This window comes from Cellulomonas fimi (assembly GCF_028583725.1).
GTDB classification, from domain to species: Bacteria; Actinomycetota; Actinomycetes; order Actinomycetales; family Cellulomonadaceae; genus Cellulomonas; species Cellulomonas fimi_B.
In genome coordinates this window covers 1,816,698-1,840,935 of the sequence record NZ_CP110680.1, presented here as the reverse complement: position 1 = coordinate 1,840,935, position 24,238 = coordinate 1,816,698, and the positions used below count along the sequence as shown (strand labels likewise).

The 24,238-nt window shown below is 74.7% G+C and carries 25 protein-coding genes, 1 tRNA gene, 1 other RNA gene and 1 riboswitch; of the genes, 12 read left to right on the top strand and 15 right to left on the bottom strand.

Annotated elements, in window-relative coordinates; all coding sequences use genetic code 11:
• Window positions 1-59: 59 nt before the first annotated feature.
• Window positions 60-453: RNase P RNA component class A (gene rnpB, locus OOT42_RS08420), an RNA gene on the bottom strand.
• Between the two features lie 53 nt (window positions 454-506).
• Window positions 507-890 (bottom strand): tautomerase family protein, encoded by a 384-nt coding sequence (locus OOT42_RS08415; protein ID WP_273654418.1) that lies wholly within the window; start codon window positions 888-890, stop codon window positions 507-509.
• A 71-nt stretch (window positions 891-961) separates the two neighbouring features.
• Here OOT42_RS08415 and OOT42_RS08410 point away from each other — a divergent pair, with 71 nt between their 5' ends.
• Together OOT42_RS08410 and OOT42_RS08405 are read left to right on the top strand one after the other, a co-directional pair.
• Window positions 962-1,738, top strand: a complete 777-nt coding sequence (locus tag OOT42_RS08410) for a YaaA family protein (RefSeq protein WP_273654417.1) — start codon at window positions 962-964, stop codon at window positions 1,736-1,738.
• Complete coding sequence (locus tag OOT42_RS08405; protein WP_273654416.1) at window positions 1,735-2,910, top strand: SLC13 family permease; 1,176 nt, start codon at window positions 1,735-1,737, stop codon at window positions 2,908-2,910. Before OOT42_RS08410 ends, OOT42_RS08405 begins: the two co-directional genes overlap by 4 nt.
• A gap of 36 nt (window positions 2,911-2,946) precedes the next feature.
• On the opposite strand, the gene OOT42_RS08400 is transcribed toward OOT42_RS08405, so the two are convergent.
• The 4 genes from OOT42_RS08400 to OOT42_RS08385 form a co-directional block, all read right to left on the bottom strand.
• The gene (locus OOT42_RS08400; protein WP_273654415.1) at window positions 2,947-4,149 is read right to left on the bottom strand and encodes a bifunctional RNase H/acid phosphatase; all 1,203 of its coding nucleotides are present in this window, start codon (window positions 4,147-4,149) and stop codon (window positions 2,947-2,949) included.
• Complete coding sequence (locus OOT42_RS08395; protein WP_273654414.1) at window positions 4,149-4,898, bottom strand: zinc ribbon domain-containing protein; 750 nt, start codon at window positions 4,896-4,898, stop codon at window positions 4,149-4,151. Before OOT42_RS08395 ends, OOT42_RS08400 begins: the two co-directional genes overlap by 1 nt.
• Complete coding sequence (locus tag OOT42_RS08390) at window positions 4,895-6,091, bottom strand: Nif3-like dinuclear metal center hexameric protein (protein WP_273654413.1); 1,197 nt, start codon at window positions 6,089-6,091, stop codon at window positions 4,895-4,897. Before OOT42_RS08390 ends, OOT42_RS08395 begins: the two co-directional genes overlap by 4 nt.
• Before the next feature lie 61 nt (window positions 6,092-6,152).
• The gene (locus OOT42_RS08385; RefSeq protein WP_273654412.1) at window positions 6,153-7,004 is read right to left on the bottom strand and encodes an MOSC domain-containing protein; all 852 of its coding nucleotides are present in this window, start codon (window positions 7,002-7,004) and stop codon (window positions 6,153-6,155) included.
• Window positions 7,005-7,118: 114 nt separating this feature from the next.
• Between OOT42_RS08385 and OOT42_RS08380 the strand changes: the two genes are divergently transcribed.
• The gene (locus OOT42_RS08380; protein ID WP_273654411.1) at window positions 7,119-7,631 is read left to right on the top strand and encodes a hypothetical protein; all 513 of its coding nucleotides are present in this window, start codon (window positions 7,119-7,121) and stop codon (window positions 7,629-7,631) included.
• A gap of 27 nt (window positions 7,632-7,658) precedes the next feature.
• On the opposite strand, the gene OOT42_RS08375 is transcribed toward OOT42_RS08380, so the two are convergent.
• From OOT42_RS08375 to OOT42_RS08355, 5 genes are all read right to left on the bottom strand, one after another.
• Window positions 7,659-8,072 carry a hypothetical protein gene (locus tag OOT42_RS08375; protein WP_273654410.1) on the bottom strand — a complete coding sequence of 138 codons (414 nt, stop codon included), beginning with the start codon at window positions 8,070-8,072 and terminating at the stop codon, window positions 7,659-7,661.
• The gene (locus OOT42_RS08370) at window positions 8,072-8,677 is read right to left on the bottom strand and encodes a hypothetical protein (RefSeq protein ID WP_273654409.1); all 606 of its coding nucleotides are present in this window, start codon (window positions 8,675-8,677) and stop codon (window positions 8,072-8,074) included. The genes OOT42_RS08375 and OOT42_RS08370 overlap by 1 nt, the downstream gene beginning before the upstream one ends.
• 247 nt (window positions 8,678-8,924) lie before the next feature.
• Window positions 8,925-8,998 (bottom strand) — tRNA-Val (locus tag OOT42_RS08365).
• Between the two features lie 96 nt (window positions 8,999-9,094).
• On the bottom strand, window positions 9,095-9,562 hold the full coding sequence (locus tag OOT42_RS08360) for a redoxin domain-containing protein (protein ID WP_273654408.1): 468 nt from the start codon (window positions 9,560-9,562) through the stop codon (window positions 9,095-9,097).
• Window positions 9,559-9,981, bottom strand: a complete 423-nt coding sequence (locus OOT42_RS08355; protein ID WP_273654407.1) for a DUF3052 domain-containing protein — start codon at window positions 9,979-9,981, stop codon at window positions 9,559-9,561. Before OOT42_RS08355 ends, OOT42_RS08360 begins: the two co-directional genes overlap by 4 nt.
• Before the next feature lie 347 nt (window positions 9,982-10,328).
• Between OOT42_RS08355 and aceE the strand changes: the two genes are divergently transcribed.
• A complete protein-coding gene (gene aceE, locus OOT42_RS08350; protein ID WP_273654406.1) occupies window positions 10,329-13,073 on the top strand; it encodes a pyruvate dehydrogenase (acetyl-transferring), homodimeric type in 2,745 nt (914 codons plus the stop codon).
• Window positions 13,074-13,195: 122 nt separating this feature from the next.
• Here the strand turns inward: aceE and OOT42_RS08345 are convergent, their stop codons facing one another.
• Window positions 13,196-13,882 carry a hypothetical protein gene (locus OOT42_RS08345; protein WP_273654405.1) on the bottom strand — a complete coding sequence of 229 codons (687 nt, stop codon included), beginning with the start codon at window positions 13,880-13,882 and terminating at the stop codon, window positions 13,196-13,198.
• A gap of 114 nt (window positions 13,883-13,996) precedes the next feature.
• Here OOT42_RS08345 and OOT42_RS08340 point away from each other — a divergent pair, with 114 nt between their 5' ends.
• From OOT42_RS08340 to OOT42_RS08320, 5 genes are all read left to right on the top strand, one after another.
• Window positions 13,997-15,283 carry a PucR family transcriptional regulator gene (locus tag OOT42_RS08340; RefSeq protein WP_273654404.1) on the top strand — a complete coding sequence of 429 codons (1,287 nt, stop codon included), beginning with the start codon at window positions 13,997-13,999 and terminating at the stop codon, window positions 15,281-15,283.
• Window positions 15,284-15,381: 98 nt separating this feature from the next.
• A complete protein-coding gene (locus tag OOT42_RS08335) occupies window positions 15,382-16,386 on the top strand; it encodes an ACP S-malonyltransferase (protein WP_273654403.1) in 1,005 nt (334 codons plus the stop codon).
• Complete coding sequence (locus OOT42_RS08330; RefSeq protein WP_273654402.1) at window positions 16,383-17,387, top strand: beta-ketoacyl-ACP synthase III; 1,005 nt, start codon at window positions 16,383-16,385, stop codon at window positions 17,385-17,387. Before OOT42_RS08335 ends, OOT42_RS08330 begins: the two co-directional genes overlap by 4 nt.
• A gap of 109 nt (window positions 17,388-17,496) precedes the next feature.
• Window positions 17,497-17,745 carry an acyl carrier protein gene (locus OOT42_RS08325; protein WP_124341502.1) on the top strand — a complete coding sequence of 83 codons (249 nt, stop codon included), beginning with the start codon at window positions 17,497-17,499 and terminating at the stop codon, window positions 17,743-17,745.
• 93 nt (window positions 17,746-17,838) lie between these two features.
• Window positions 17,839-19,083 (top strand): beta-ketoacyl-[acyl-carrier-protein] synthase family protein, encoded by a 1,245-nt coding sequence (locus tag OOT42_RS08320; protein WP_273654401.1) that lies wholly within the window; start codon window positions 17,839-17,841, stop codon window positions 19,081-19,083.
• A gap of 194 nt (window positions 19,084-19,277) precedes the next feature.
• On the opposite strand, the gene OOT42_RS08315 is transcribed toward OOT42_RS08320, so the two are convergent.
• Both OOT42_RS08315 and def read right to left on the bottom strand, forming a co-directional pair.
• Window positions 19,278-19,778: a DUF3145 domain-containing protein gene (locus OOT42_RS08315; protein ID WP_273654400.1), complete on the bottom strand. Its 501-nt coding sequence runs from the start codon at window positions 19,776-19,778 to the stop codon at window positions 19,278-19,280.
• A 139-nt stretch (window positions 19,779-19,917) separates the two neighbouring features.
• Window positions 19,918-20,406 carry a peptide deformylase gene (gene def, locus OOT42_RS08310; protein WP_130780739.1) on the bottom strand — a complete coding sequence of 163 codons (489 nt, stop codon included), beginning with the start codon at window positions 20,404-20,406 and terminating at the stop codon, window positions 19,918-19,920.
• 142 nt (window positions 20,407-20,548) lie between these two features.
• Between def and OOT42_RS08305 the strand changes: the two genes are divergently transcribed.
• The 3 genes from OOT42_RS08305 to OOT42_RS08295 are packed head-to-tail and all read left to right on the top strand — an operon-like array spanning window position 20,549 to window position 23,803.
• Window positions 20,549-21,274, top strand: coding sequence for an ATP-binding cassette domain-containing protein (locus OOT42_RS08305; RefSeq protein ID WP_273654399.1), 726 nt, complete (start codon window positions 20,549-20,551; stop codon window positions 21,272-21,274).
• A 31-nt stretch (window positions 21,275-21,305) separates the two neighbouring features.
• Entirely contained in the window at window positions 21,306-23,228 is a 1,923-nt protein-coding gene (locus OOT42_RS08300; RefSeq protein ID WP_273654398.1) for a YhgE/Pip domain-containing protein, read from the top strand.
• Window positions 23,229-23,260: 32 nt separating this feature from the next.
• Window positions 23,261-23,803: a TetR/AcrR family transcriptional regulator gene (locus OOT42_RS08295; RefSeq protein WP_273654397.1), complete on the top strand. Its 543-nt coding sequence runs from the start codon at window positions 23,261-23,263 to the stop codon at window positions 23,801-23,803.
• 99 nt (window positions 23,804-23,902) lie between these two features.
• Here the strand turns inward: OOT42_RS08295 and OOT42_RS08290 are convergent, their stop codons facing one another.
• Window positions 23,903-24,118, bottom strand: coding sequence for a BldC family transcriptional regulator (locus tag OOT42_RS08290; RefSeq protein ID WP_273654396.1), 216 nt, complete (start codon window positions 24,116-24,118; stop codon window positions 23,903-23,905).
• Window positions 24,119-24,133: 15 nt separating this feature from the next.
• A riboswitch (cyclic di-GMP riboswitch) is annotated at window positions 24,134-24,208 on the bottom strand.
• Window positions 24,209-24,238: the final 30 nt, after the last annotated feature.

Genomic DNA, 24,238 nt, shown 5'->3' with positions numbered 1-24,238 from the left:
CGGGGCCGAGCGAGCCTGTCGCCCCCGCGCCGAGCATCCTGCGGCCAGCGACCGGGATGCGGATGAGTCAGTCGATACGCCGGGTTCTGTCCCCGTGCCCGGTTGCCCCGGCACGGGTGGCGACCATCCCTCTACGACGTACGTTGCCGCACGCCTCCAGCGGTCTACCCGGGAGCTCGGGCGGGCCGCCCTCGAACGCTCCCTGTCTGACCTTGCTCCGGGTGGGGTTTACCGAGCCGCACCGGTCACCCGGTGCGCTGGTGGTCTCTTACACCACCGTTTCACCCTGACCGGCGCCCGCGCCGTATCTCCACGACGCGGTGCCGGCGGTCTGTTCTCTGTGGCACTGTCCCGCGGGTCACCCCGGGTGGGCGTTACCCACCACCCTGCCCTGCGGAGCCCGGACGTTCCTCGGCAGGCCCGAGGGCCTGACGCGGCCGCCTGACTGACTCATCCGCGCGGCCGAGTCTACCCGCTGGTCACACCGCCGAAGCCGCGAGCCGGGGTCAGACGTCCACGCGGTAGGGCAGGTCGAGCTCGTCGCCGCTGCGGCCGCGGATGCCCCAGTTCTCGGGCGGGCTCTCGACGATGACGACCTCGAGGTCGTCGGGGTCGAGGCCCAGTGCGGGCCCGACCGAGTCGAAGAACGCGGCGATCAGCGCGCGGCGAGCGGCGCGGCTGCGGCCGGTGAAGCAGACGATCTCGACGACGAGGTAGGCGGGCGAGCGGGGTGCGACGAGGTCGTCGGCGTCGAGGAGCAGGAAGCGGTGGAACCGCTTGTCCTCGGGGAGGCCCCAGGCGCCGACGAGCGCGGCGTGGATCGCGTCGGACACCTCGTGACGTCGCGTGGACCACACGTCGCGCCGCCCGTACACCTTGACCTGCGCCATCGCCCGACCCCCTCCGGCACACGCCCGGCGCTGATGCGGCCGGGTCGGCTCGCGGAGCCTACAGTCGGGGCGTGCTCGTGCTGCTGCCGCCCTCGGAGGCCAAGACGTCGCCTGCCCGGGGGCCGGCGCTCGACCTCGGCGCCCTGTCGTCGCCGGGGCTCACGCCGGTGCGGGAGAAGGTGCTCGACGCGCTCGCCGAGGTGAGCGCGCGTCCCGACGCGGCGGCCGTGCTCGGCGTGGGCGCGAGCCTCGCGGACGAGGTCGCGCGCAACACGGCGCTGCGCGACGCGCCGACGGCCGCCGCGCGCCAGGTGTACACGGGTGTGCTCTACGGCGCCGCCGGGCTGCACTCGCTCACGCCCGCCGCGCGTCGGCGCGCGCACGAGTCGGTGCGCGTGGTGTCCGGGCTGTGGGGTGCGGTCACGCCCGAGGACCCGATCCCCGCGTACCGGCTCTCGATGGGCACGGACCTGCCGGGCATCGGACCCCTTGCGGCGGCGTGGCGCGGACCGCTCGGTGTGGAGCTGGACGCACGCGCCGCCGGCGAGCTCGTCGTCGACTGCCGGTCGGCGGCGTACCTGGCCGCGTGGCACCCGCCGCGGTCGGCGGACTGGGTCGCGGTGCGCGTCCTGCGCGAGGTCGACGGGGTGCGGTCGGTCGTGTCGCACCACGCGAAGCACACGCGGGGCGTCCTGACGCGGCACCTGCTGACCCGCCGCGCGCGCCCGCCGCGCGACGCGGAGGCCCTGGCGGCAGCGGCGTCCGAGCTGGTGGGCGACGCGCTGCTCGCGGTCGAGCTCGGTCCGCCCGCGCGCGGTGCGCGCATGCTGTCGCTCGTCGTCGCGTGACCGGACCCGCCCGCCGGGGCTTCCCGTGGTGGGCGGTGGCCACCGCGGTCGTGGTGCTGCTGCCGGCGACGGGGTTGTTGCCCGCCGACGACGCACGGACGCTCGCCGAGCGGGTGCTGCCGATCCTGCTGTTCCTCGCGGCGCTGACGGTCGTCGCGGAGACGGGCGCGGGTGCGGGCCTGTTCGACGCGGCCGCGCGGCTCGCCGCTCGCGTGGCGGGAGGCCGGCGCGTCGTGCTGTGGCTGCTCGTCGTCGTGCTCGCGACGCTGTCGACCGCGGTGCTGTCGCTCGACACGACCGCGGTGCTGCTGACGCCCGTCGTGATCGCGCTCGCGCGGCACACCCGCACGTCTCCCCTGCCGTTCGCGCTGGCCGTGCTCGCGCTGGCGAACACCGCGTCGCTCGTGCTGCCCGTCTCGAACCTCACGAACCTGCTGGCCGACCACGCGATCCGGCGCGCTGGCGCTGCGTTCCTGCCGCTCATGTGGGCGCCCGCGCTGGTCGCGATCGTCGTGACCGTCGCGATCCTGGCGGTGCGCGACCGGCGGCACCTCGGCGGCACGTACGAGCCGCAGGAGCCTTCACCGGCCCCCGACCGGCCGCTGCTGCTGCTCGCCGCCGGTGTCACGGGTCTGATGGCCGTGGGCTTCGTCGTCGGGCTTCCTCCGGCCCCGCTCGCACTCGGCGTCGCGGTCGTCCTGCTCGTCGCGACGCGCGTGCGACGACGGCCGTGGCCCGTCCCGCCCTCGCAGCTCGTACCGTGGCGGACGCTCGTCGTGGTGCTCGGGCTGTTCGTCGCCGTCGAGACGGCGCACGCGCACGGCCTCGGCGCGCTGCTGAGCGACCTCGCGGGCGACGGCAACGGGGCCGTCGAGCTGCTGCGCGTCGGGGGCGTCGCCGCGCTCGCGTCGAACGGCGTCAACAACCTGCCCGCGTACCTGGCGCTCGAGCCCGCCGCGACCGGTGACCCGCTGCGGCTGGCGGCGCTGCTCATCGGCACCGGCGCGGGCCCGCTCCTGACCCCGTGGGGATCGCTCGCGACGGTGCTGTGGTGGCACCGGTGCCGTCAGGTCATGCTCGACGTCCCCGTGCGCACGATCGTGACGCAGGGCGCGCTGCTCGCTCCCCCGGTCGTCGTCCTCGCGGTCCTCGCGCTCGCCGCGACGCACTGACGCCGGACGCGTCGCGCCGCGGCGACGGGACCGGGCCTACCAGCCCTCGCTCGGCACCCCGACGACGGCGATCTCGTGCCGCTTGTCCGCGAACAGCCGCACGATGCTGACCGACGCCGGTGCCACACGCAGCTGGCTCCACGACCCGGGCTGCGCACCCATCGCCACACCCAGCGCCGCGCGGATCGCGACCGCGTGGCTCACGACGACGACGGTCCGGCCGCGCCCGTCGGCGAGCAGGTCGTCGAACACCTGCTGCAGTCGCACGCCCACGTCGGCGATCGACTCGCCGCCGGGCGGCCGCACGTCGCCCCGCGTGTGCCACGGCTCGAGCTCGCCCGGCCAGCGCTCCTCGATCTGCTCCGCGGTGAGGCCCTGCCACTCGCCGAAGTCGGCCTCCTTGACGAGGTCGACGGTCTCGACGGGGAGCTTCAGCCGCTCCGCGATGATCGCGGCGGTCTCCTGCGTGCGCACCATCGGGGACGCGATGATCTCCGACGGGTACTCGATGTCGCCCCACAGGTCGTGCCCGATCCGGTCGACAAGCACCGCGGCGGCCCGGGCCTGCTGCTGCCCGTGCTCGTCGAGCGGCGGCCCGGGCTCCGACGAGCCGGAGTACCCGCGGGAGACCGTCATCGCGGTCTGACCGTGCCGCACGAGCACGACGGTGACGGGCTTCTCCTCGTCGAACCGCACGCCCGCACCCGACGGGCGCGGCGCGCGGCCGGACCCCGGGTCCCCCGCGCCGGTCGCCGACTGCGTGCCGGAACCGGCCGGGTCGGTGCTCGGCGGGGTGAGCGGGCCGGTGCTGGCGTCGTCGGTCACCAGCCCACTCTCACGGTCCATCGCGAGGTTCGCCAGCCGGTCGGCGGCGCCGTTCTGCGCGCGCGGCACCCACGTCCAGGTGACGTCCGCGGGGTCGACGAGCGCGTGCACCTCGTCGGCGAGCCGGCGCATGTCGGCGTGCTTGATCTTCCACGTGCCGCGCATCTGCTCGATGACGAGCTGCGAGTCCATCCGCACCTCGATCCGTGCGGACGGGTCGATCGCGAGCGCCGCCCGCAGCCCGGCGACCAGGCCGGAGTACTCGGCGACGTTGTTCGACGCGACCCCGAGGAAGTCCGCCCGCTCGGCGAGCACCTTCCCCGTGCCCGCGTCCCGCACGACGGCGCCGTACCCGGCGGGCCCGGGGTTGCCCCGCGAGCCGCCGTCGGCCTCGACGACGAGCCGACGGGTCATCAGACCGCGGCGGCCGGCTCGGGCAGGCGCACGAGGATGCGCCCGCACTCCTCGCAGCGCACGACCTGGTCCTCGCCCTTCGAGCGGATCGCGTCGAGGTCGAGCGGGTTGAGCTCGAGCCGGCACCCCTCGCAGCGACGACCGCGCAGCGGCGCGGCGCCCAGCCCGCCGAGCTGGCCCCGCAGCCGCTCGTACAGCGTGACGAGCCCGGCGTCGAGGCCCTCGGCCGCCGTCGCGCGCTCGCCGCGGACCCGCTCGGCGTCCGCGTCGATCGTCCGGAACGCGGCGTCGCGGTCGGCCTCGACCGCCTCCTTCTGCGCGACGAGCGCGTCGTACGCCTTCGTCACCTCGGTCAGCGCGCCCTCGTGCGCCTCCAGCCGCTCCATGACCTCGAGCTCGACCTCCTCGAGGTCGCCCTGACGTCGGGCGAGCGACGCGATCTCGCTCGTGAGCGCCTGCAGGTCCTTCGCGCTGCCCTGTCCCGAGTCGAGGCGCTGCTGGTCGCGCCGCGCGCGCGAGCGCACCTGCTCGACGTCGGCCTCCGCCTTGGCGAGCTCACGACGCAGGTCCTCGACCGCGGTGCGCGACGTGACGAGCGCGGTGTGCAGGTCGGCGAGCTGCGCGTCGAGCTCCAGCAGCCGCGCGAGCTCGGGCAGCGTCCGGCGCTTGTGCGCGAGCTGGTCGAGCCGCGTGTCGAGCTCCTGGACGTCGAGCAGGCGGCGCTGGTCCGCCGCGGGGGCAGTCGTCACGGGTGTCCTTCCGGCGGGAGGGGGGCGGGCGCGGCGACGCGGCCCGTCCAGGGGTCGGTGCTGAGGGTGCTGACCCGGGTCTCCACCGTAGTGCCCGCGGCGGCCAGGTCGGTCTCCAGGTCACGGGCCGCGCGCGCGAGCCACGGCCACTCGGACGCGAAGTGCGCGAGGTCGACGAGGTACGGCGGTGCATGCCCGTCGCGCGCCTCGAACGCGGCCCGCTCGCGCAGCTCGGACGCCGGGTGGTGGCGCAGGTCCGCGGTCACGTACGCGTCGACGCCCGCGGCACGGACGGCGTCGACCAGCGAGTCCCCCGAGCCCCCGACGACGGCCACCCGCTCGACCCGCCCGTCGGCGTCGCCCGCGTACCGGACGCCCTGCGCGGTGGCCGGGACCGCGGCGGCGACGTCGGCGGCGAACGCGGCGAGCGTGGTCGGTCGCGCGAGCCGGCCCACCCGGCCGATCCCGGTCGATCCCGGCCACGACGCGAGCTCGAGGACGTCGAACGCCGGCTCCTCGTACGGGTGCGCGGCGCGCAGCGCGGCGACGACCGCGGACCGCAGCCGCCGCGGCGCGACCATCTCGACGCGTGCCTCGACGACCCGCTCGACCTCGCCGACCGCGCCGATCGCCGGGTCCGCACCGTCGAGCGGGGTGAACGTGCCCTCGCCCGTCGTGGTCCACGCGCAGCGCGCGTACCGGCCGATCGCGCCCGCGCCGGCGGCCGCCAGGGCGTCGACGAGCGCCTCCGCGTCGCCGACGGGCACCATCGCGACGACCTTGTCGAGCGGCTCCGCCGTCGCGGCCTGCAGCGGCGTCCGATCGACGAGCCCGAGCGCGTCGGCCAGCGCGTCCGCGACGCCCCCGACCGCGGCGTCCGCGTTGGTGTGCGCGGTGTAGAGCGCGACGCCCGACCGCACGAGCCGGTGCAGCAGCGCACCCTTGAACGTCGTGGCCGCGACCGAGTGCACCGGCCGCAGCAGGAGCGGGTGGTGCGTGACGACGAGGTCCGCGCCCCAGGCGACGGCCTCCTCGACGACGTCCGCGACCGGGTCGACGGCGAGCAGCACCCGCCGGACCTCCTGCGCCGGGTCGCCCGCGACCAGCCCGACCGCGTCCCACGACTCGGCCGTCGCCGGCGGGTAGCGGCGCTCGAGCGTGCGGACGACGTCGGCCAGGCGCGGGGCGGTCACGTCACGCACGCTACCCGCCACGCGGGCGGCCGCCGCCCACGTGCGCGCACCGGGGGCCGCCTCAGCGCAGCGGCGTGACCAGGTCGCCGACCGTCACGCGGCCCGTCCGCACGGGCACCATCCGCACGCCGAACCACGTCTTCCCGTCCTCACGCCGGTGCCGCGCGAGCGTCCGGATCGGCTCCTTCGTCGTGACGAGCGCGTCCAGGTCGATCGTGGTGAGGCTGCACCGGTCGCACCGCTCCGCGAACCGCAGCTCGACGTGACCGACCCGCAGCCCCGCCCACCGGTCCTCCTCGAACGGCTCCAGGTCCCCGCCGACGACGAGGTTCGGCCGGAACCGCTCCATCGGCAGGGGCGCGGGCGGCTGCGGCGACCCCGTCGGGTCCGCCGTCTCCAGCACCCGGTCCGCGATCCACCCGTTCAGCGCCGCCATCGACGCCTCGGTGGTGACCAGCAACGGACCGGCGTCCGCGAGGTTGAGCGCATCGCCGGGGCGCCCCCCGTGGTGGACGCTCACCGACCGCCGCCGCGGGTCGTCGAGCCAGACCAGCCGCACGGAGCGTCCGAGCACGTCGGACAACCACGCGTCGGCCTCCGCCCCGGCCGCGGTCGCCCGGTCGAGGCGTGACAGCCCGACGACGACGTCGGGCTCCGCGTCCACGGGCTCGGTGACGACGAGGTCGCCGGCCCCGGCCGCGGTGAGCCGCAACGACGCGCCGTCCGGCGTCGCGCGGACCCCGAGCATCGCCGGGTGCTCGCGAGCCGTCAGCACGGTGCCGTCGGCGGTCACGACCATCCACCGCCGGTCACCCCGGACGCCCCACGGGTCGACGTCTGCCACCGGGACGCCGACGCCGCGCAGCGACTTCACGGGGAAGACGTGCAGCGACGAGACGCGGGTGGTGGCCACCCGCGGACGGTAGCAAGTGCGCCTCGCGTCCGGCCCGCACGCGGCCGCGTCACGATCGGGTCCCGGTGCGGCACACGCGCGCTCGCCGGCGAGGCGGTGCGCCATCCTCGGCCCATGCCCCCTCGCGCGATCCGCCGGCGCCGCACGACGCCGCTGACGTTCGCCCTGGTCACGCTCGTGCTCGCCGGCTGCACGACGCCCGCTCCCAGCGACGCGGTCGCGCCGACCGCCGCGACGGAGGGTGCCCCGACGACCGCGGACACACCCGGAGGCGCCGCGACGCCGACCGCGTCCACGCCGTGGCCGACGGCGCTGCCCGAGGACGAGGCGATGGCCGCCACCGAGCCCTCCTCGATCGTGTGGCTCGCGATCGCACCCGCCGACGACGACCCGACCCTCGACGAGGCACGAGAACGCGCCGAGTCGCTCGGCTACGGCGCACCGGCGACGCCGGTGATCTGCGTGCCGCCCGCCCCCGCCGGGGTCGCTGCGGAGTCGTGGGACGACGCGTGGGGCGCCCCCGTCTACGTCCGCGAGCCGCAGGACGCGGACCTGTTCGCCGAGCTGTGGGGGTCGCCCGTGGCCGCGGTCGTGCACGGCGTGCACCTGGCGTGCGGCTGGGGATGACGCGACGGGTGCCGACCGTCCCGACGATCAGCGCGGCTGCGCCTCGGGTACGGCGACCGCCGGGCCGCCGTCGCTCGGCGCCGAGGGCAGCACGGGGACGTCGTTGCCCCATCTCCCGGTCGTGGAGGGTTCCGACCCGACGCTGCGGTCGGCCGGGTGCGCTTCCGGTGGCCAGTCACCGAACTGGTCGACGAGCTTCTCGAACCACCCCGCGGTGTCACGCTCGTCCGCCTGCGCGCGCAGGTACGCCTCCTCCTCGGCGTTCGCGTACGTGAGGAAGCCGGGGACGTCGTAGATCCGCGTCAGCGCATGGGCGGCGGGGGCTCTGAAGTCCTCGTCGTCGCGCACGACGCATCGCAGCATCTCGACGGGGAGGACGACGCCCACCTGCATCCAGTAGTCCGGCCCGCGACCCTGGAGCGCCTTGATCGCCATGTTCATCAGGCCGTCTCGCGCACCCGGCGGGAGCGTCGTCGGCCACCTGTCGCGGACGATGTCCGGCCAGTCGTTCCAGTCCTGGTTCTCGCTGTCCCGGGCCGGGAACAGCGTCGTCGCGTTGAGTGCCAGGATCCCCGCCGCCGCCTCCTTGTCGGCGGGCGTCGAGTCCGGCGACTCACGCGCTCGACGATCCAGACCGCGGACGACGTCCCGATCTTGTCCCGCCGCCACAGCTCGTCGAGGATCCTGCAGGCGACCGGCCCTCCACGCAGCTCCATCAGCGTGGCGAGCGCCCCCGCGACCCGCGCCTTCGGGGCGTAGTCGCCCTCGTACGTGATGAGCTCGAGGACTCGCGCCCGGGTGTCCAGCGTCAGACGGGTCGCGGTCTCGTGGTCCTGGGCGATCTGCTGGTCGAGCGCACGCTTCGCCCGCTCCTCCGCCTCCTTCGCGAGGGTCGCCGACCGCCTGCTGTTCTGGTCGGTGAGGAGCGCGCCGATGACGGTGGCAGCGGCACCGAGCGCGACGCCGAGGAACGCCCACAGGCTCTTGATCTTCTCGTCCGTGAGCGGTTCGTCCGCTAAGAGGTCCATCCTGAACAGCAGGAACACCGCGAGGGCGACCAGGGCGACGACGAGGGCGCCGAGACAGCTCCACGCGGCCGGAAGGACCCACCGGGCTCGCGCCTGGGCCGCCCGCACGGCGGGCGCAGCGCCCTGGTCAGCCGCCTCCGTGGCGTCGTCGCCTGCTGCTTCCGGCCTCGCCTCCATGGCGCCCCCACCGTCGGACGAACGGTGAGACCAGTATGTCCGCGAGCGGCGTGACGCCGCCACGTGCCGTCGGTGCGGGGCGGTGCGGTGGGCCCGGCCGGTTTCGAACCGGCGACCTCCGCGGTGTAAGCGCGGCGCTCTGACCAGCTGAGCTACAGGCCCCTCGTCGGCACGCGCGCGGGCGTGCGACGGGCGCACAGCCTACCGGTGCGCACGACGGCGCCGGAGTGGGCCCGTGTGGGTCGGAGGCGGCAGTCGTCAGGCGGCGAGGTCGGCGATCGCCGCGCGGTAGGCGGCGAGGTCACGGGCCTGGCCCGCGGGGTTGACGACGGACCAGCGCAGCACGCCGTCGGCGTCGACGAGGAACGAGCCGCGCAGCGGGCGGCCGGCCTTCTCGTCGAAGACCTCGTAGGCCCGCGCGACGTCGCCGTGCGGCCAGAAGTCGGAGAGCAGGTCGAAGCCGTAGCCCTCCTGCTCCTGCCACGCGCGTAGCGTGAACATCGAGTCGCACGAGACGACGAGCACGCGCACGCCGGCCTGGTCGAAGGCGGCGATGTTGTCCCGGATCTCGCAGAGCTCGCCGCGGCACGTGCCGGAGAAGGCGAACGGGACGAACACCACGACGACCGGGGTGCCGCGCAGCGCCGAGAGCGTCACGGGCGTGCCGTGGGTGTCGACGAGCGTGAAGTCGGGGGCGAGCTCGCCGAGGACCGGCGTCGCGGTCACTTGCCGCGGCCGCGCGTGCCGAGCCGCGTGGCGGACCAGTCGGCGGCGATGGCGAACGTCGTCATCGCGTGCAGGCCGGACGTGGTGGCCGCCTCCTCGATGTCGCTGTGCGACACGTGGCCCGACCGGCCGGACTTCGGGGTGAGCACCCAGATGGGGCTGTTGTCCTCGAGCACGGTCATCGCGTCGACGAGGAAGTCGGTGAGGTCGCCGTCGTCGTCGCGGAACCAGATGAGGGCGCCGTCGGTGACGTCGTCGTAGTCCTCGTCGACCAGCTCGGTGCCGGTGACGGCCTGGAGGGCGTCACGCAGCTCCTCGTCGACGTCGTCGTCGTACCCGAACTCCTGGATCACCTGTCCTGCGGTGAACCCCAGACGCGCTGCCACCTGCGAGGCGGCGTCGTCCGTGCTGGATGACACGTCCCGACCGATCCCTTCGTCGCGTCGCCCCGGGCGGGGCGACCTGCTGATGTCCGCACACCGTAGCCCACCGCACGCGGACGGGCCCTGGCAAGACACCGCGCACGGACGGGCGTGTCCGGCGGCGCGCGGGGGCGCCCGTGACCCGAGTCGTCCTATGACTGTCGCGGACGTCACGTGGCCCGAGTGCCGGGACGGTGTGACTTTGGGCCCGGGTGGGGCCGACAATGGGCCGACTACCCGCACCTGCCGCAGCGCGCCCCACGTGCTCGGACCAGGGTCGGGCCGAGATGCGCGCCGGGGCCACGAGGCCTGTGCGTGCGGACGAGAAGGCAGAAGGAGCACCGGTGGCTTCCATCGACGAGACGGGCCCGCTCATCGGCGGCCTGCTCAGCCAGGTCCCCGACATCGACCCCGCCGAGACCGGCGAGTGGCTCGAGTCGCTCGACGGGCTCATCGACGACAAGGGTGGTCCGCGCGCCCGCTACGTGCTGCTGAGCATGCTGCGCCACGCGCGGCAGCGGAACGTGGCCATCCCGGCCTCGCTGAACACGCCGTACGTCAACACGATCGCGGTGCACGACGAGCCGTACTTCCCCGGCGACGAGGTCATGGAGCGGCGCTACCGCTCGTGGATCCGCTGGAACGCCGCCGTCATGGTGACGCGCGCGCAGCGTCCGGGCATCGCGGTCGGCGGGCACATCTCGTCGTACGCGTCGGTCGCGACGCTGACCGAGGTCGGCCTCAACCACTTCTTCCGCGGCAAGGACCACCCGGGCGGCGGTGACCAGGTCTACTTCCAGGGCCACGCCTCCCCCGGCGTGTACGCCCGCGGGTTCCTCGAGGGCCGCCTGTCCGAGCACCAGCTCGACGGGTTCCGTCAGGAGCTGTCGCACCCGGGCGGCGGCCTGCCGTCGTACCCGCACCCGCGCCTCGCGCCGGACCTGTGGGAGTTCCCGACGGTGTCGATGGGCCTCGGCCCGGCGTCCGCGATCTACCAGGCGTGGACCAACAAGTACCTGCACCTGCGCGGCATCAAGGACACGAGCCAGCAGGACGTCTGGGCGTTCCTCGGCGACGGCGAGATGGACGAGCCCGAGTCGCGCGGCATGCTCCAGCACGCGGCGCAGCAGGGGCTCGACAACCTGACGTTCGTCGTGAACTGCAACCTGCAGCGCCTCGACGGCCCGGTCCGCGGCAACGGCAAGATCATCCAGGAGCTCGAGGCGCAGTTCCGCGGCGCCGGCTGGAACGTCATCAAGGTCATCTGGGGCCGCGAGTGGGACACCCTGCTCAACGCCGACAAGGACCGCGCGCTCGTGCACCTCATGAACACGACGCCCGACGGCGACTTCCAGACGTACCGCGCGGAGAACGGCGCGTTCATCCGCGAGCACTTCTTCGGTCGCGACCCGCGCACCAAGCAGCTCGTCGAGAAGATGACGGACGACGAGATCTGGGCGCTCAAGCGCGGCGGCCACGACTACCGCAAGATCTACGCCGCCTACAAGGCCGCCCGCGAGCACACGGGTCAGCCGACGGTGATCCTCGCGCACACCATCAAGGGCTACGGCCTGGGCTCGGGCTTCGCGGGCCGCAACGCCACGCACCAGATGAAGAAGCTCAAGGCGGACGACCTCAAGACGCTGCGCGACTCGCTGCACATCCCGATCACGGACGAGCAGATCGACGCCAACCCGTACGTGCCGCCGTACTTCCACCCAGGCCCCGACGACGAGGGCATCCGGTACATGCTGGAGCGCCGCCGTCAGCTCGGCGGGTTCGTGCCCGAGCGCCGGTCGACGCACAAGGCGATCACGCTGCCCGAGGCCAAGGTGTACGAGGGGCTCGCGAAGGGCTCGGGGCACCAGGAGGTCGCCTCGACCATGGCGCTCGTGCGCCTGTTCAAGGACCTCGTGAAGGACAAGGAGTTCGGTCACCGCCTGGTGCCGATCATCCCGGACGAGGCCCGCACGTTCGGCCTGGACTCGATCTTCCCGAGCGCGAAGATCTTCAACACGAACGGCCAGAACTACATGGCCGTCGACCGGGAGCTCATGCTCTCGTACAAGGAGTCCGAGTCCGGGCAGATCATGCACACGGGCATCAACGAGGCCGGGTCCGCGGCCGCGTTCCAGGCCGTCGGCACGTCGTACGCGACGCACGGCGAGCCGCTCGTGCCGTTCTACTTCTACTACTCGATGTTCGGGTTCCAGCGGACGGGCGACCAGTTCTGGGCGGCCGGCGACCAGATGGCCCGCGGGTTCCTCATCGGCGCGACGGCCGGTCGCACGACGCTGACGGGCGAGGGCCTGCAGCACGCCGACGGCCACTCGCCGCTGCTCGCGGGCACGATGTCGCACGTCGTGCACTACGACGCGGCGTACGGCTACGAGCTGCGCCACATCGTCAAGGACGGCATCGAGCGCATGTACGGGGAGGGTGACGGCCGCGACAAGGACGTCATCTACTACCTCACCGTCTACAACGAGCCGATGGTCCAGCCGGCCGAGCCGGAGAACCTGGACGTCGAGGGCGTGCTCAAGGGCATCTACCTGCTCTCGCCGGCCGAGGGTGACGGGCCGCGCGCCCAGATCCTCGCGTCGGGCGTCGCGGTGCCGTGGGCGCTCGAGGCGCAGAAGCTGCTCGCGGAGGACTTCGGCGTGCGCGCCGCGGTCTGGTCGGTGACGAGCTGGAACGAGCTGCGCCGCGACGGCCTGGCCGCGGACCAGCACGACTACCTGCACCCCGGCGAGGAGCCGCGGCAGGCGTACCTCACGCAGAAGCTGCAGGGTGCGGAGGGTCCGTTCGTCGCGACGACGGACTACGACCACCTCGTGGCCGACCAGGTGCGCGCGTGGGTGCCCGGCACGTACGCCACGCTCGGTGCGGACGGCTTCGGCTTCTCCGACACCCGCGCGGCCGCCCGCCGGCACTTCAAGATCGACGGCCCGTCGACGGCCGTGCGCGTGCTCCAGCAGCTCGCCCGCACCGGTGCGGTCCCGGCGGACGCGCCCGCGCGGGCGATCGAGCAGTACCGCCTGCACGACGTCACCGCCGGCACGTCCGGCAACACGGGCGGCGACTCCTGACGGTCGGCCCTACCTGACGGACGAGGGCCCGCGGCGGATCACCCGCCGCGGGCCCTCGTGTTCTCCGGCGTCCTGAGGTCGTCGCGTCGTCCGCGCCGTGCAGGGATGGCGTAGGTGCGGCGTCAGGTACCGGGGATCGTCTGCTCGGCGTGCGCGACCGCCCGCGCGAGCTCGTTGCGCAGGTCGGCCACGGCCGCCTGGTCCGGGTAGAGGTCGAGGGACGCGAGGTGCTGCTTGGCCTCGAGCGGGCGGTCGGCCTCGATCGCCGCGAGCACCAGGTGCCGGGCGACCTCGGGGTCGTGCTCGCGCGGCCGCCAGTGGCCGATACCGAGACCGAGAGCGTCGACGGGCTGCCCCGCGCTGCGCAGGAGCGCGAGCGACTCGACCAGCGCGCGGCCGGACGGGTCACGCTCCGACGCCGTGGTGAGGCGGCGCACCGTCCCCTCGTGGTCGTCGCGCACGGAGAGCCGGGCGACCTCGATGAGGGGGTACCACGCGCGGGGGTTGCCGGCGAGCTCCTCGCCGAGCGCCCAGACCGCCAGGTCGGCGGCCCGCTCGCGCTCGGTCTCGTTGCCCGGGGCCGTCAGCGGGTCCTCCTCGGACCCGGACTCCGCGGCGCGGCGGCGCACGATCTCGGCCAGCGCGCGGAAGGCGCGCTCGTTGTTGGGGTCGTCGCTGAGCATCGACCGCAGGGCGTCCTCGTGCAGGGTGTCCCCCCGCCGTGCGGCGGTGGTGGGTCGTCGGGCTCCGACGCGCGAGGCGGAGCTCGGGCGGCGCATCAGCTGTCGCAGTCGGGGCAGGAGAGCCATGTCGTGACCTTAGCCGTTGACCGGGCACGACACCCGGCCCCGTTCCGGACCGCTCGTCGACCTCGGCGCGCGCCTTTGTCGACTTCCCACAAGCGCGCCTCCTATGCTCCCCCTATGCCCGGACCTTCGCACGGCGGACGCCCGCCGACCGGCGCGCAGGCCGTGCGGCCCGCCGACGCCGACCCGCCGCGCACGCGTGCGGCCGACCCCGCGGACGCCGCCGAGACCGCGGCGAACGCCGAGACGCAGCGGCGCGTGCGCGAGGGAGCGGGACTGCTGTCCGCCGCGGCGATGCGGCGGCTCGACGACGACCTGGACTGGTACCGCGCGCTCCCGGCCGAGGACCGGTCCTGGGTGGGGCTCGTCGCGCAGGCCGGCATCACCGCGTTCGTCACGTGGTTCATGGACCCGACGCGCCCGCCGCACGGGGTGGGCGACATCTTCGCGACCGCCCCGCCCGAGCTGACCCGGTCGATCTCGCTGCAGCACACGCTGCAGCTCGTGCGGGTCGTCGTGGACGTCGTCGAGTCGAACAGCGACCGCCTCGCCGCGCCGGGCGACGAGCGCTCGCTGCGGGAGGCCGTCCTCCGCTACTCGCGCGAGGTCGCGTTCTCCGCCGCCGAGGTCTACGCCCGCGCCGCCGAGGTGCGCGGCGCGTGGGACGCCCGGCTGGAGGCGCTGGTCGTCGACGCGATCGTCCGCGGGGACGTCGACGACGCCCTGAGGTCGCGCGTCGCCGCGCTCGGGTGGAGCGGTCGGGGCTCCACGCTGGTCATCGTCGGCACGACCGCGTCGCCGCTGGACGACGTGCGGGCCGCCGACCTGCGCCGCGCGACCCGGCGTGCGGCCGACGACGCGCTCGTGGGCATCCACGGCGACCGGCTGGTCGTGCTGGTCGGGGGCGAGGGCGACCTGCGGGGGGCCGTCACGGCGCTGCTCCCCCGTTTCGGGCCCGGTCCCGTCGTCGTCGGACCCGAGGCGCAGGACCTCGCGGACTGCGCGCGGGCGGCCCGCGCGGCGCTCGCCGGGCTCGCGGCGGCGGCCGCGTGGGCGCAGGCGCCGCGACCGGTGCAGGCCGACGACCTGCTGCCCGAGCGGGTGCTGGTCGGCGACGTCACCGCGCGTCGCGCGCTCGTGCACCGCGCGTTCGAGCCGCTGGCCGCGAGCCAGGGGTCGCTGCTCGAGACGCTGTCGGCGTACCTGGGCACCGGCCGGTCGCTGGAGGCGGCGGCGCGCACGCTGTACGTGCACCCCAACACCGTGCGGTACCGGCTCCGGCGCGTCGCCGACGTCACGGGCTGGGACCCGCTCGACGCGCGCGAGTCGTACGTCCTGCAGACCGCGCTGGCCCTGGGTCGGCTCGACGCCGCCGGCGTGACCTCGATCGTCGAGCGTCCCTGACCGGTCCGCACCGTTTGTAGGGTCCGCACAACACCGTCGGTGAACGTTGGTGTGCGTCACGAGCCCGGACGGGACCGGGGGCACGGCAAGGTGGTCAGGTGCTCGTCGTCGTCTGCCCCGGACAGGGTGCCCAGTCCCCCGGCATGCTCGCCCCCTGGCTCGAGCTGCCCGTCGTCGCGGAGTCGGTCGACCGCTCGTCGCGGACCGCGGGCCTGGACCTGCGCGCGCACGGCACGACCTCGGACGCGGACACGATCCGCGACACCGCGGTCGCCCAGCCGCTGCTCGTCGCGTCCGCGCTCGCGAGCCTGCGCGCGGTCCTCGACGTCGACGCGGGCACCGCTCTCGGCACCGCCGCGGCGGGTGTCGTCGGCGCGACCGCCGGCCACTCGGTGGGTGAGCTCGCCGCCGCGGCCGTCGCGGGCGTGCTGACCGACGACGAGGCCCTCGCGCTCGTCGCGGTGCGCGGTGCCGCGATGGCCCGCGCCGCCGCGGGCACGCCGACCGGCATGAACGCGGTGCTCGGCGGCGACCCGGACGAGGTGCTCGCGGCGCTCGCGTCGCACGGGCTCGTGCCCGCCAACGTCAACGGCGGCGGCCAGGTCGTCGCGGCCGGCCCGCTCGACGCCCTGGCCGCGTTCGCCGCCGCCCCGCCCGCCCGGGCGCGCGTCGTGCCGCTGCAGGTCGCGGGCGCGTTCCACACGCAGGTCATGGAGCCCGCGGTCGACGAGCTGCGCGCCGCGGCCGACGGCGTGACGCCGGCCGACCCCGTCGTCCCCCTGCTGACCAACTCCGACGGCACGGTGGTCCCGGACGGCGCCCGCGCGCTCGCGCTGATCGTCGCGCAGGTCGCGAACCCGGTCCGCTGGGACCTGTGCCAGGAGACCCTGCTCGCGCTCGGCGTCACTGGCCTGCTGGAGGTCGCCCCCGGCGGGGTCCTCACGGGTCTCGCCCGGCGTACGCTGCCGGGGGTCGAGACGGTCGCCGTCAAGACGCCGGCCGACCTCGACGCCGCACGCGACCTCGTACGCCGGCACGGCGGCGCGTCGTCCGCGTCCACGCCCGAGGGCACCACCGCGAACACCCAGGAGCAGCCGTCGTGACCCGACCCACCCTGACGCAGGCCACCGGACCGGCCCACACCCGGATCCTCGGCATCGGGGGGATGCGCGGCGAGCGCGTCGTCCCGAACGACGACCTCGTCGGCCCCATCGACTCCTCGGACGAGTGGATCCGGCAGCGCACCGGCATCGTCACGCGCCGCCGCGCGGGCGACGGCACCGACGTGCTCGACCTCGCCGAGGGCGCCGCGCGCGCCGCGCTCGAGAACGCGGGCCTGACGGGCGCCGACATCGACGCGGTGATCCTGTCGACGGTCACCTACTTCCACCAGACGCCCGCCGGTGCGGCGATCATCGCCGACCGCATCGGGGCGACGCCCGCCGCCGCGTTCGACATCTCCGCCGCGTGCGCCGGCTACTGCTACGGCATCGGCCAGGCGGACGCGCTCGTCCGCGCCGGCACGGCACGGCACGTGCTCGTCATCGGCGCCGAGAAGATGAGCGAGTTCGTCGACCCGACGGACCGCACCATCTCCTTCCTGCTGGGCGACGGCGCGGGCGCGGTCGTGATCGGCCCGTCCGACACGCCGGGCATCGGCCCGACGATCTGGGGCTCGGACGGCGGCCAGGCGCAGGCCATCCGCCAGACGCACTCGTGGCTCGCGACGCGCGACGAGGGCGCGGGCTGGCCGACGCTGCGACAGGAGGGCCAGTCGGTCTTCAAGTGGGCCGTGTGGCAGATGGCGCCGGTCGCGCAGAAGGCGCTCGACGCCGCGGGCGTGACGGCCGACGACATCGAGGCGTTCATCCCCCACCAGGCGAACATGCGGATCATCGACCAGATGATCAAGCAGCTGAAGCTCCCCGAGTCGGTCGTCGTCGGTCGCGACATCGCCGACACGGGCAACACGTCCGCCGCGTCGATCCCGCTCGCGACCGAGCGCCTGCTGCGCGAGGGCCAGGTGTCCAGCGGTGCGCTCGCGCTCCAGATCGGCTTCGGCGCGGGGCTCGTGTACGCCGCGCAGGTCGTCGTCCTGCCCTGACCTCACCGGGGTCCGGCACCCGCCGGACCCGCCCCGCCCCCCGGAGGCCGGTCCACCCGCGGGTTGTACCGTTCGTCCGACCCTTCCAGCAGTCACCAGAGGAGACACCATGGCGTACAGCGAGCAGGAGATCCTGGCCGGTCTGGCCGAGATCGTGAGCGAGGAGACGGGCCTGCCCGCCGACTCGGTCCTGCCGGAGAAGTCCTTCACCGACGACCTCGACATCGACTCGCTGTCGATGATGACGATCGTCACGCTCGCCGAGGAGAAGTTCGACGTGCGCATCCCCGACGACGAGGTCAAGAACCTCACGACCGTGGGCGACGCCGTCTCGTTCATCGCGGGCGCGCAGTCCTGAGCCTGCTGTGACCCGGGCACCGTCCCGGCGCCGCCGCGGCCGCACCGCCGCCGGCGCCGGGACGGGCCACCCCCATCGCCACCAGGAGCACCGATGAGCCACGCAACCGACGTCGTCGTCACCGGACTCGGCGCCACCACGCCGCTCGGCGGGGACGTGCCCTCGACGTGGGCCGCCGCCCTCGCCGGTGAGTCCGGGGCCCGCACCCTCGACAACGACTGGGCCGAGACCTACGGCATCCCCGTCTCGTTCGCCGCGACCATCAAGGTCGCTCCCGCGGACGTGCTGCCGCGTCCCGAGCTCAAGAAGATGGACCCCACCGCGCAGTACGCCGTGATCGCGGCGCGCGAGGCGTGGGCCGACGCGGGCTCCCCCGAGGTCGACGGCGAGCGGCTCGGGGCCGTCGTGTCGTCCGGCATCGGCGGCATCTGGACGATGCTCGACGGCTGGGACACGCTCCGTGAGAAGGGCGCCCGGCGCATGCTGCCGATGACGGTGCCCATGCTCATGCCGAACTCCCCCGTGGCGTTCGTGTCGCTCGACCTGGGCGCCCGGGCCGGTGCGCACGCGCTGGTGTCGGCGTGCGCGTCGGGTGCCGAGGCGATCGGGTACGGCGTCGAGATGATCCGCTCCGGTCGCGCCGACGTGGTCGTCGCGGGCGGCACCGAGGCCCCGATCCACCCCATGCCGATCGGCGCGTTCGCCGCGTCGCGCACGCTCTCGCAGCGCAACGACGACCCGCAGCGAGCCTCGCGCCCGTACGACGTGTCCCGCGACGGCTTCGTCGTCGGCGAGGGCGCCGGAGTCGTCGTGCTGGAGAGCGCGGAGCACGCCGCCGCGCGCGGTGCCCGCGTGTACGCGCGCATCGCGGGTGTCGGCCTGTCGGCCGACGGCTATCACATCACGTCCCCCGAGCCCTCGGGCGACGGGCAGATCCGCGCGATGCGCGCCGCGCTCCAGGAGGCCGGCGTGTCGCACCGCGACGTCGTGCACGTCAACGCGCACGCGACGTCCACGGTCGTCGGCGACCTCATCGAGGCGCGCAGCATCCGCGGCGTCCTCGGCGACGACGCCGACCACGTCGCGCTGTCGGCGACCAAGTCGATGACGGGCCACCTGCTCGGCGGCGCGGGTGCGCTGGAGTCGGTGTTCACGATCCTCGCGCTGCGCGACCGCCAGGCGCCGCCGACGATCAACGTCGAGGAGCCCGACCCGGAGCTCGTGCTCGACCTGGTTCGCGACAAGCCGCGCGCGCTGCCCGAGGGGCAGATCGCCGCGATCAACAACTCCTTCGGCTTTGGCGGCCACAACGTGGCGCTCGTCGTCACGTCGGTCTGACCGACCCGCCACGACGCGACGCCCCCGCGGGCGGAGCGAGGGCGCGCCACCCCTGCCCGGGTGGCGCGCCCTCGGCGTCTGCGGGAGCCCGATCGCGGCGCGTGGCGGCCCGGGGACGTCGTGACACGTCCTGGCACATCGCCACCGCCCGGGCACACCGGGCGGTCCGGAGGGGCCCGTCAGGGTCCGGCAGGTCAGCCCACGCGGTGGAGCCACCGCACGGGCGCACCCGCGCCCGCGTAACGGAAGGGCTCGAGCTCGTCGTCCCATGCCTGGCCGAGCGCCAGGTCGAGCTCCGACCGGAGCCGCGCCGGGTCGTCCGCGTGCTCCAGCGCCGCGCGGATGCGGTCCTCGGGGACCACGACGTTGCCGTGCACGTCGGTCGCGGCGTGGAAGATGCCGAGCTCGGGCGTGTGGCTCCAGCGGGAGCCGTCCACGCCGTGGCTGGCCTCCTCGGTGATCTCGTACCGCAGGTGCGCCCAGCCGCGCAGCGCGGACGCGAGCCGTGCACCGGTGCCCTGCGGACCCTGCCACGAGTGCTCGGCCCGGTAGAAGCCGGGTCCGGCCGGCTGCGGGGTCCAGTCGAAGGTCACCCGTGCGTTCAGGACGTTCCCGGCAGCCCACTCGATGTGGGGGCACAGCGCACGGGGCGCAGAGTGCACGAAAAGAACACCGCGGGTGATCGCACCTGCCATGTCGGCCTCCTGGTCGGCTCGAGGTTCGCCTTCCCCAACGTCCTCGGGTCCTGCTCAGGAGCACTCACGGTCTCGCGGCGTGCTGTGCACACTATGCCCGACGTGCGGCGTCGCCGCCAAGCACCCGCGCGGGCGAGCGTCAGAGCTGCTCGCGGATCGCCCGCATCGCCTTCTTGCGCACCGACCGCTCGAGCCGGTCGAGGTAGAGCATCCCGTCGAGGTGGTCGACCTCGTGCTGGAGGCAGCGCGCCATGAGCTCGGTGCCCTCGACGACGACCTCCTTGCCGTCGAGGTCGGTGCCCACGACGCGCGCGTACCAGGCACGGCGCGTCGGGTACCACAGGCCCGGGACCGAGAGGCAGCCCTCGTCGCCGTCCTGGTACTCGTCCTCGGACAGCTCGACGATCACGGGGTTGAGCACGTAGCCGATCTCGTCGTCGATGTTCCACGAGAAGGCGCGCAGGCCGACGCCGATCTGGTTGGCCGCGAGCCCGGCTCGTCCCTCGTGGTCCACCGTCTCGAGCAGGTCCTCGACGAGCGAGCGGACGCGGTCGTCGACCGTCGTGATCGGGTCGCACGGGGTGCGCAGGACGGGGTCTCCGACGGTGCGGATCTCTCGCATGGCCATGCGGTGATCCTTTCATGCCCGGGCGTCCGACCACGGTCGTCCGGCGGCCGCGTGTGAGCAGGCAGACACCCGCCGGCGGCCTACGGGGCGACGAACCGGACGTATCTTTGTACTGACCGGTCAGTCAGAAGGGATCCGACGCATGACCGCCTCCCCCACCCCCGCCGCCGACGCTCCCACGAGCCTTGCCGCAGCCCCGCCCGTCGTCCGCGCGCGCGGCCTCGCCCTGCACGGGCCTCGCGGACGCGTCTACGGTCCCGTCGACCTCGACATCTCCCCCGGCACGCTCGTCGTCGTCCAGGGCGCTCAGGGGTCCGGCCGCACGAGCCTGCTGCTGACCCTCGCCGGTCGGATGGTGCCCGACGCGGACGCCGACCTGCGCGTCCTCGGTCACCACCTGCCGCGCGAGCGACGGGCCGTCCAGCGGCTCGCGGCCGTCGCGGGCTTCGGCGGCATCGACGACCTCGACCAGTCCGTCACGGTCGGCGCGCTCGTCCGCGAGCGCCTCGCCTGGCTCGGCCCGTGGTACCGGCGCCAGCCTCGCCCGACGCAGCGCACGCTCGACGCCGTCCTCGCACCCGCGTTCGGCGACCGGCCCGTGCCCGCGCCCGGCACGGTCGCGTGGGACCTCGACGAGGTCGACGCGATGCTGCTGCGGATCGGGCTCGCGCTCCTCCAGCGCCCGCGGCTGCTGGTCGTCGACGACGTCGACCAGGTCCTCGACGACGCGCGCCGTCAGGTCGTCTGGACCCGGCTCGAGCAGCTCGCCGCGGGCGGCGTCACCGTCGTCGCCGCGTGCGCGAGCGCCGACGAGGTCACCCGCACCCGCTGGTCCGCGCCGCCGGCCGTCGTCGTTCTCCCCCTCTGACCCCCGCCCCTCCCGCACCCCGAGGACCGCCATGCTCTCCCTCACCGCCGGCACCGAGCTGCGCCGCTTCCGCCGCGGCACGCTGCCCCGCCTGGCCGTCGTCGCGATGATCGTCGTGCCGCTGCTGTACGGCGTCCTGTACCTGTGGGCGTTCTGGAACCCGACCGGTCACCTCGACCGCATCCCGGTCGCGCTCGTCGACGCCGACACCGGCGCGTCGCGTGACGGCGAGCCCGTGCACGCGGGCGCGGACCTCGTCGACCGGCTCGTGGACGAGCACCGTCTCGACTGGGTCGTGACCGACGCGGCGGACGCGGCCGACGGCGTGGACTCCGGCCGCTACTACTTCAGCGTGACCGTGCCCGCCGACTTCTCGTCGGACCTCGTGTCCGCGGGCGGCGACTCGCCGCGCTCGGCGCGCATCGACGTCGCCTACGACGACGCGAACTCGTTCCTCGTCACGTCGCTCGGCCGCACCGCCATGGAGCGGATCACGGCGGCCGTGTCCGCGACCGCAGGTGAGCAGGCCGTCGACGGCGTGCTCGTCGGGCTGTCGCGGGCCCACGACGGGCTCGCCGAGGCCGCGGACGGCGCCGTGCGGCTCCGTGACGCCGCCGACGAGCTCGGCGCGGGAGCCCGCACGCTCGCCGACGGTGCGGCGACGCTCGCGGACGGGTCGGCACGGAGCGCGGACGGCGCCGCCGACGTCCGCGACGGAGCGGCACGGCTCGCGGACGGGTCCGCGCAGGCCGACGCCGCGGCCGGTCGGCTCGCCGCCGGGAGCGCGCAGGTCGCCGACGGCGTCCACGCGGCGGTGACCCAGGTCGACGGCCTGGTCGCGGGCGTGTCCGGTCTCCCGGCCGACCTCCAGACGCTCACGGCCTACCTGACGGCGCGCGCCCAGGCGGGCGACGCCGACGCCGCGCAGCTGCTCACGCGTCTCGCGTCGACCGCCGGACGGCTGCCCGACGCGGCCGCGCTGGCGGCAGCAGCGCAGCAGCTCGACGCCCTCGACACGGGCGCGCGCCAGGTCGCCGACGGCGCCGCCGCGCTGCACGACGGCACCGCGCAGGTCGCGGCCGGCGCGGCGTCGTTGCGCGACGGGACGCGCCGCCTCGCCGACGGCACCGCGCAGGTCGCCTCCGGCGCGCAGCGGGTCGCCGACGGCGCGACCCGACTGGCGGACGGGACCGGGCAGCTCGACGACGGCAGCGCGACGCTCGCGGGCGCGCTCGCCGACGGCGCGTCCCAGGTGCCGGCGGACAGCGACGGGACGCGTGCGTCGAGGGCCGCCGCGATCGCCGACCCGGTGACGCTCGACGCGACGGACCGTGCGACGGCCGCCGGGTTCGGTGAGGGCATCGCACCGTTCTTCCTGCCGCTCGCGCTGTTCCTCGGCGGCGTCGTGACGTGGATGGTCCTGCGGCCCGTCCCGCCGCGCGCGCTCACCACGCCCGCCCGCGGCGTCCGCGCGGCGCTCGCCGGGTACGCGCCCGCGCTGCTCGTGGGCGTCGTCCAGGTCGTCGTGCTGCTCACGGTGCTGCGCGTCGGGTTGGGACTGACACCGACGCACCCCGTCGGCGCGCTCGCGTTCACCGTCCTCGTGGTCGCGGCGTTCCTCGCGCTGCAGCAGATGCTGCTCGCGCTGCTCGGGACCGCGGCGGGCCGGGTCGCGACGCTCGCGCTGCTCGTCCTGCAGCTCGCGTCGGCCGGCGGCACGTACCCGGTCGAGACGTCGCCCGCGTTCTTCCGCGCGATCCACCCGTGGCTGCCGATGAGCTACGGCGTCGACGGTCTGCGGGCCCTGCTCACGGGCAACCCCGACGGCCGGCTCTGGACCGCGGTCGCGTACCTCGTCGCGGTGCTCGTCGCGTCGCTCGTGGTCACGTCGTGGCGGGCGGGCCGGATGCGCACGTGGACGCTGTCGCGGCTGCACCCGGCGCTCACGATCTGACCGGCGCCCGCACGTTCTGGGAGGCTGCACGCATGCGGAGCACCGACACCCGCCGGCACATCGTCGACGCGGCCCTCGCGCTCGTCGCGGAGCGCGGCTACACGGCGACCGCGGTCGACGACATCGCGGCGGCCGCCGGCGTCGCGAAGGGGTCGGTGTTCTACAACTTCGGCTCGAAGGCCGAGCTGTTCGAGGCGATCATCGCCGAGGGTGTCGCCCGGCTGACCACGGCGCTGCGGGCGGCCGCGGACGGGCTCGACGGGACCGACGCGGTCGACGCGCTCGTGACAGAGCTGCTCACGCAGGTGCACGACCACCCCGACTTCGCGAAGGTCATGGTGGCCGAGGTGTTCCGGACCGGCCGGCTCTGGCAGGACTCGATCCGGGCGCTCCGCGACGACGCGATGGGGGTGTTCGCGGCCGCTGTGAGGACGGCGTGGCCCGAGCGCGACCCGACGCTCACGGCCGCGGCACTGTTCGGCGCGACGGTCGTGGCGGGGCTCGAGTGGCTGGTGTTCCAGCCCGGGCGCTCGCTCGACGACGTGCGGACGGCGGTGCTCGCGACCGTCCGCTGAGCGCGGCTCAGCCGGCCGGACACAGCAGGACGCCGGCGGCGACTGGTGTCACCGCCGGCGTCCCGGGGTCGTGCAGGTCGCGGCCGGAGCCGCGGAAGGTCACTCGCTCGCGCGCTGCGTGGGGACGCCCTGGAGGAGCTGACGCACCTCGGCCTCGTGGAAGCGGCGGTGGCCGCCCAGCGTGCGGACCGCCGAGAGCTTGCCGGCCTGCGCCCAGCGCGTCACCGTCTTGGGGTCCACGCGGAACAGGACCGCGACCTCGCCCGGCGTGAGAAGGGCACCCTGCGTGAGGGGGGCGTCGGTGGTCACAGCCATGATCATCTCCTGTCGTTCGGTAGCTCGGCTGACCTCGTGGGTCCCGTGGCTTTGCGTCCCCACCTTGCGGCGGGTTTGCCGTTGTCGCTGACAAGAAGAACTATGACCGTTTCTGGACAG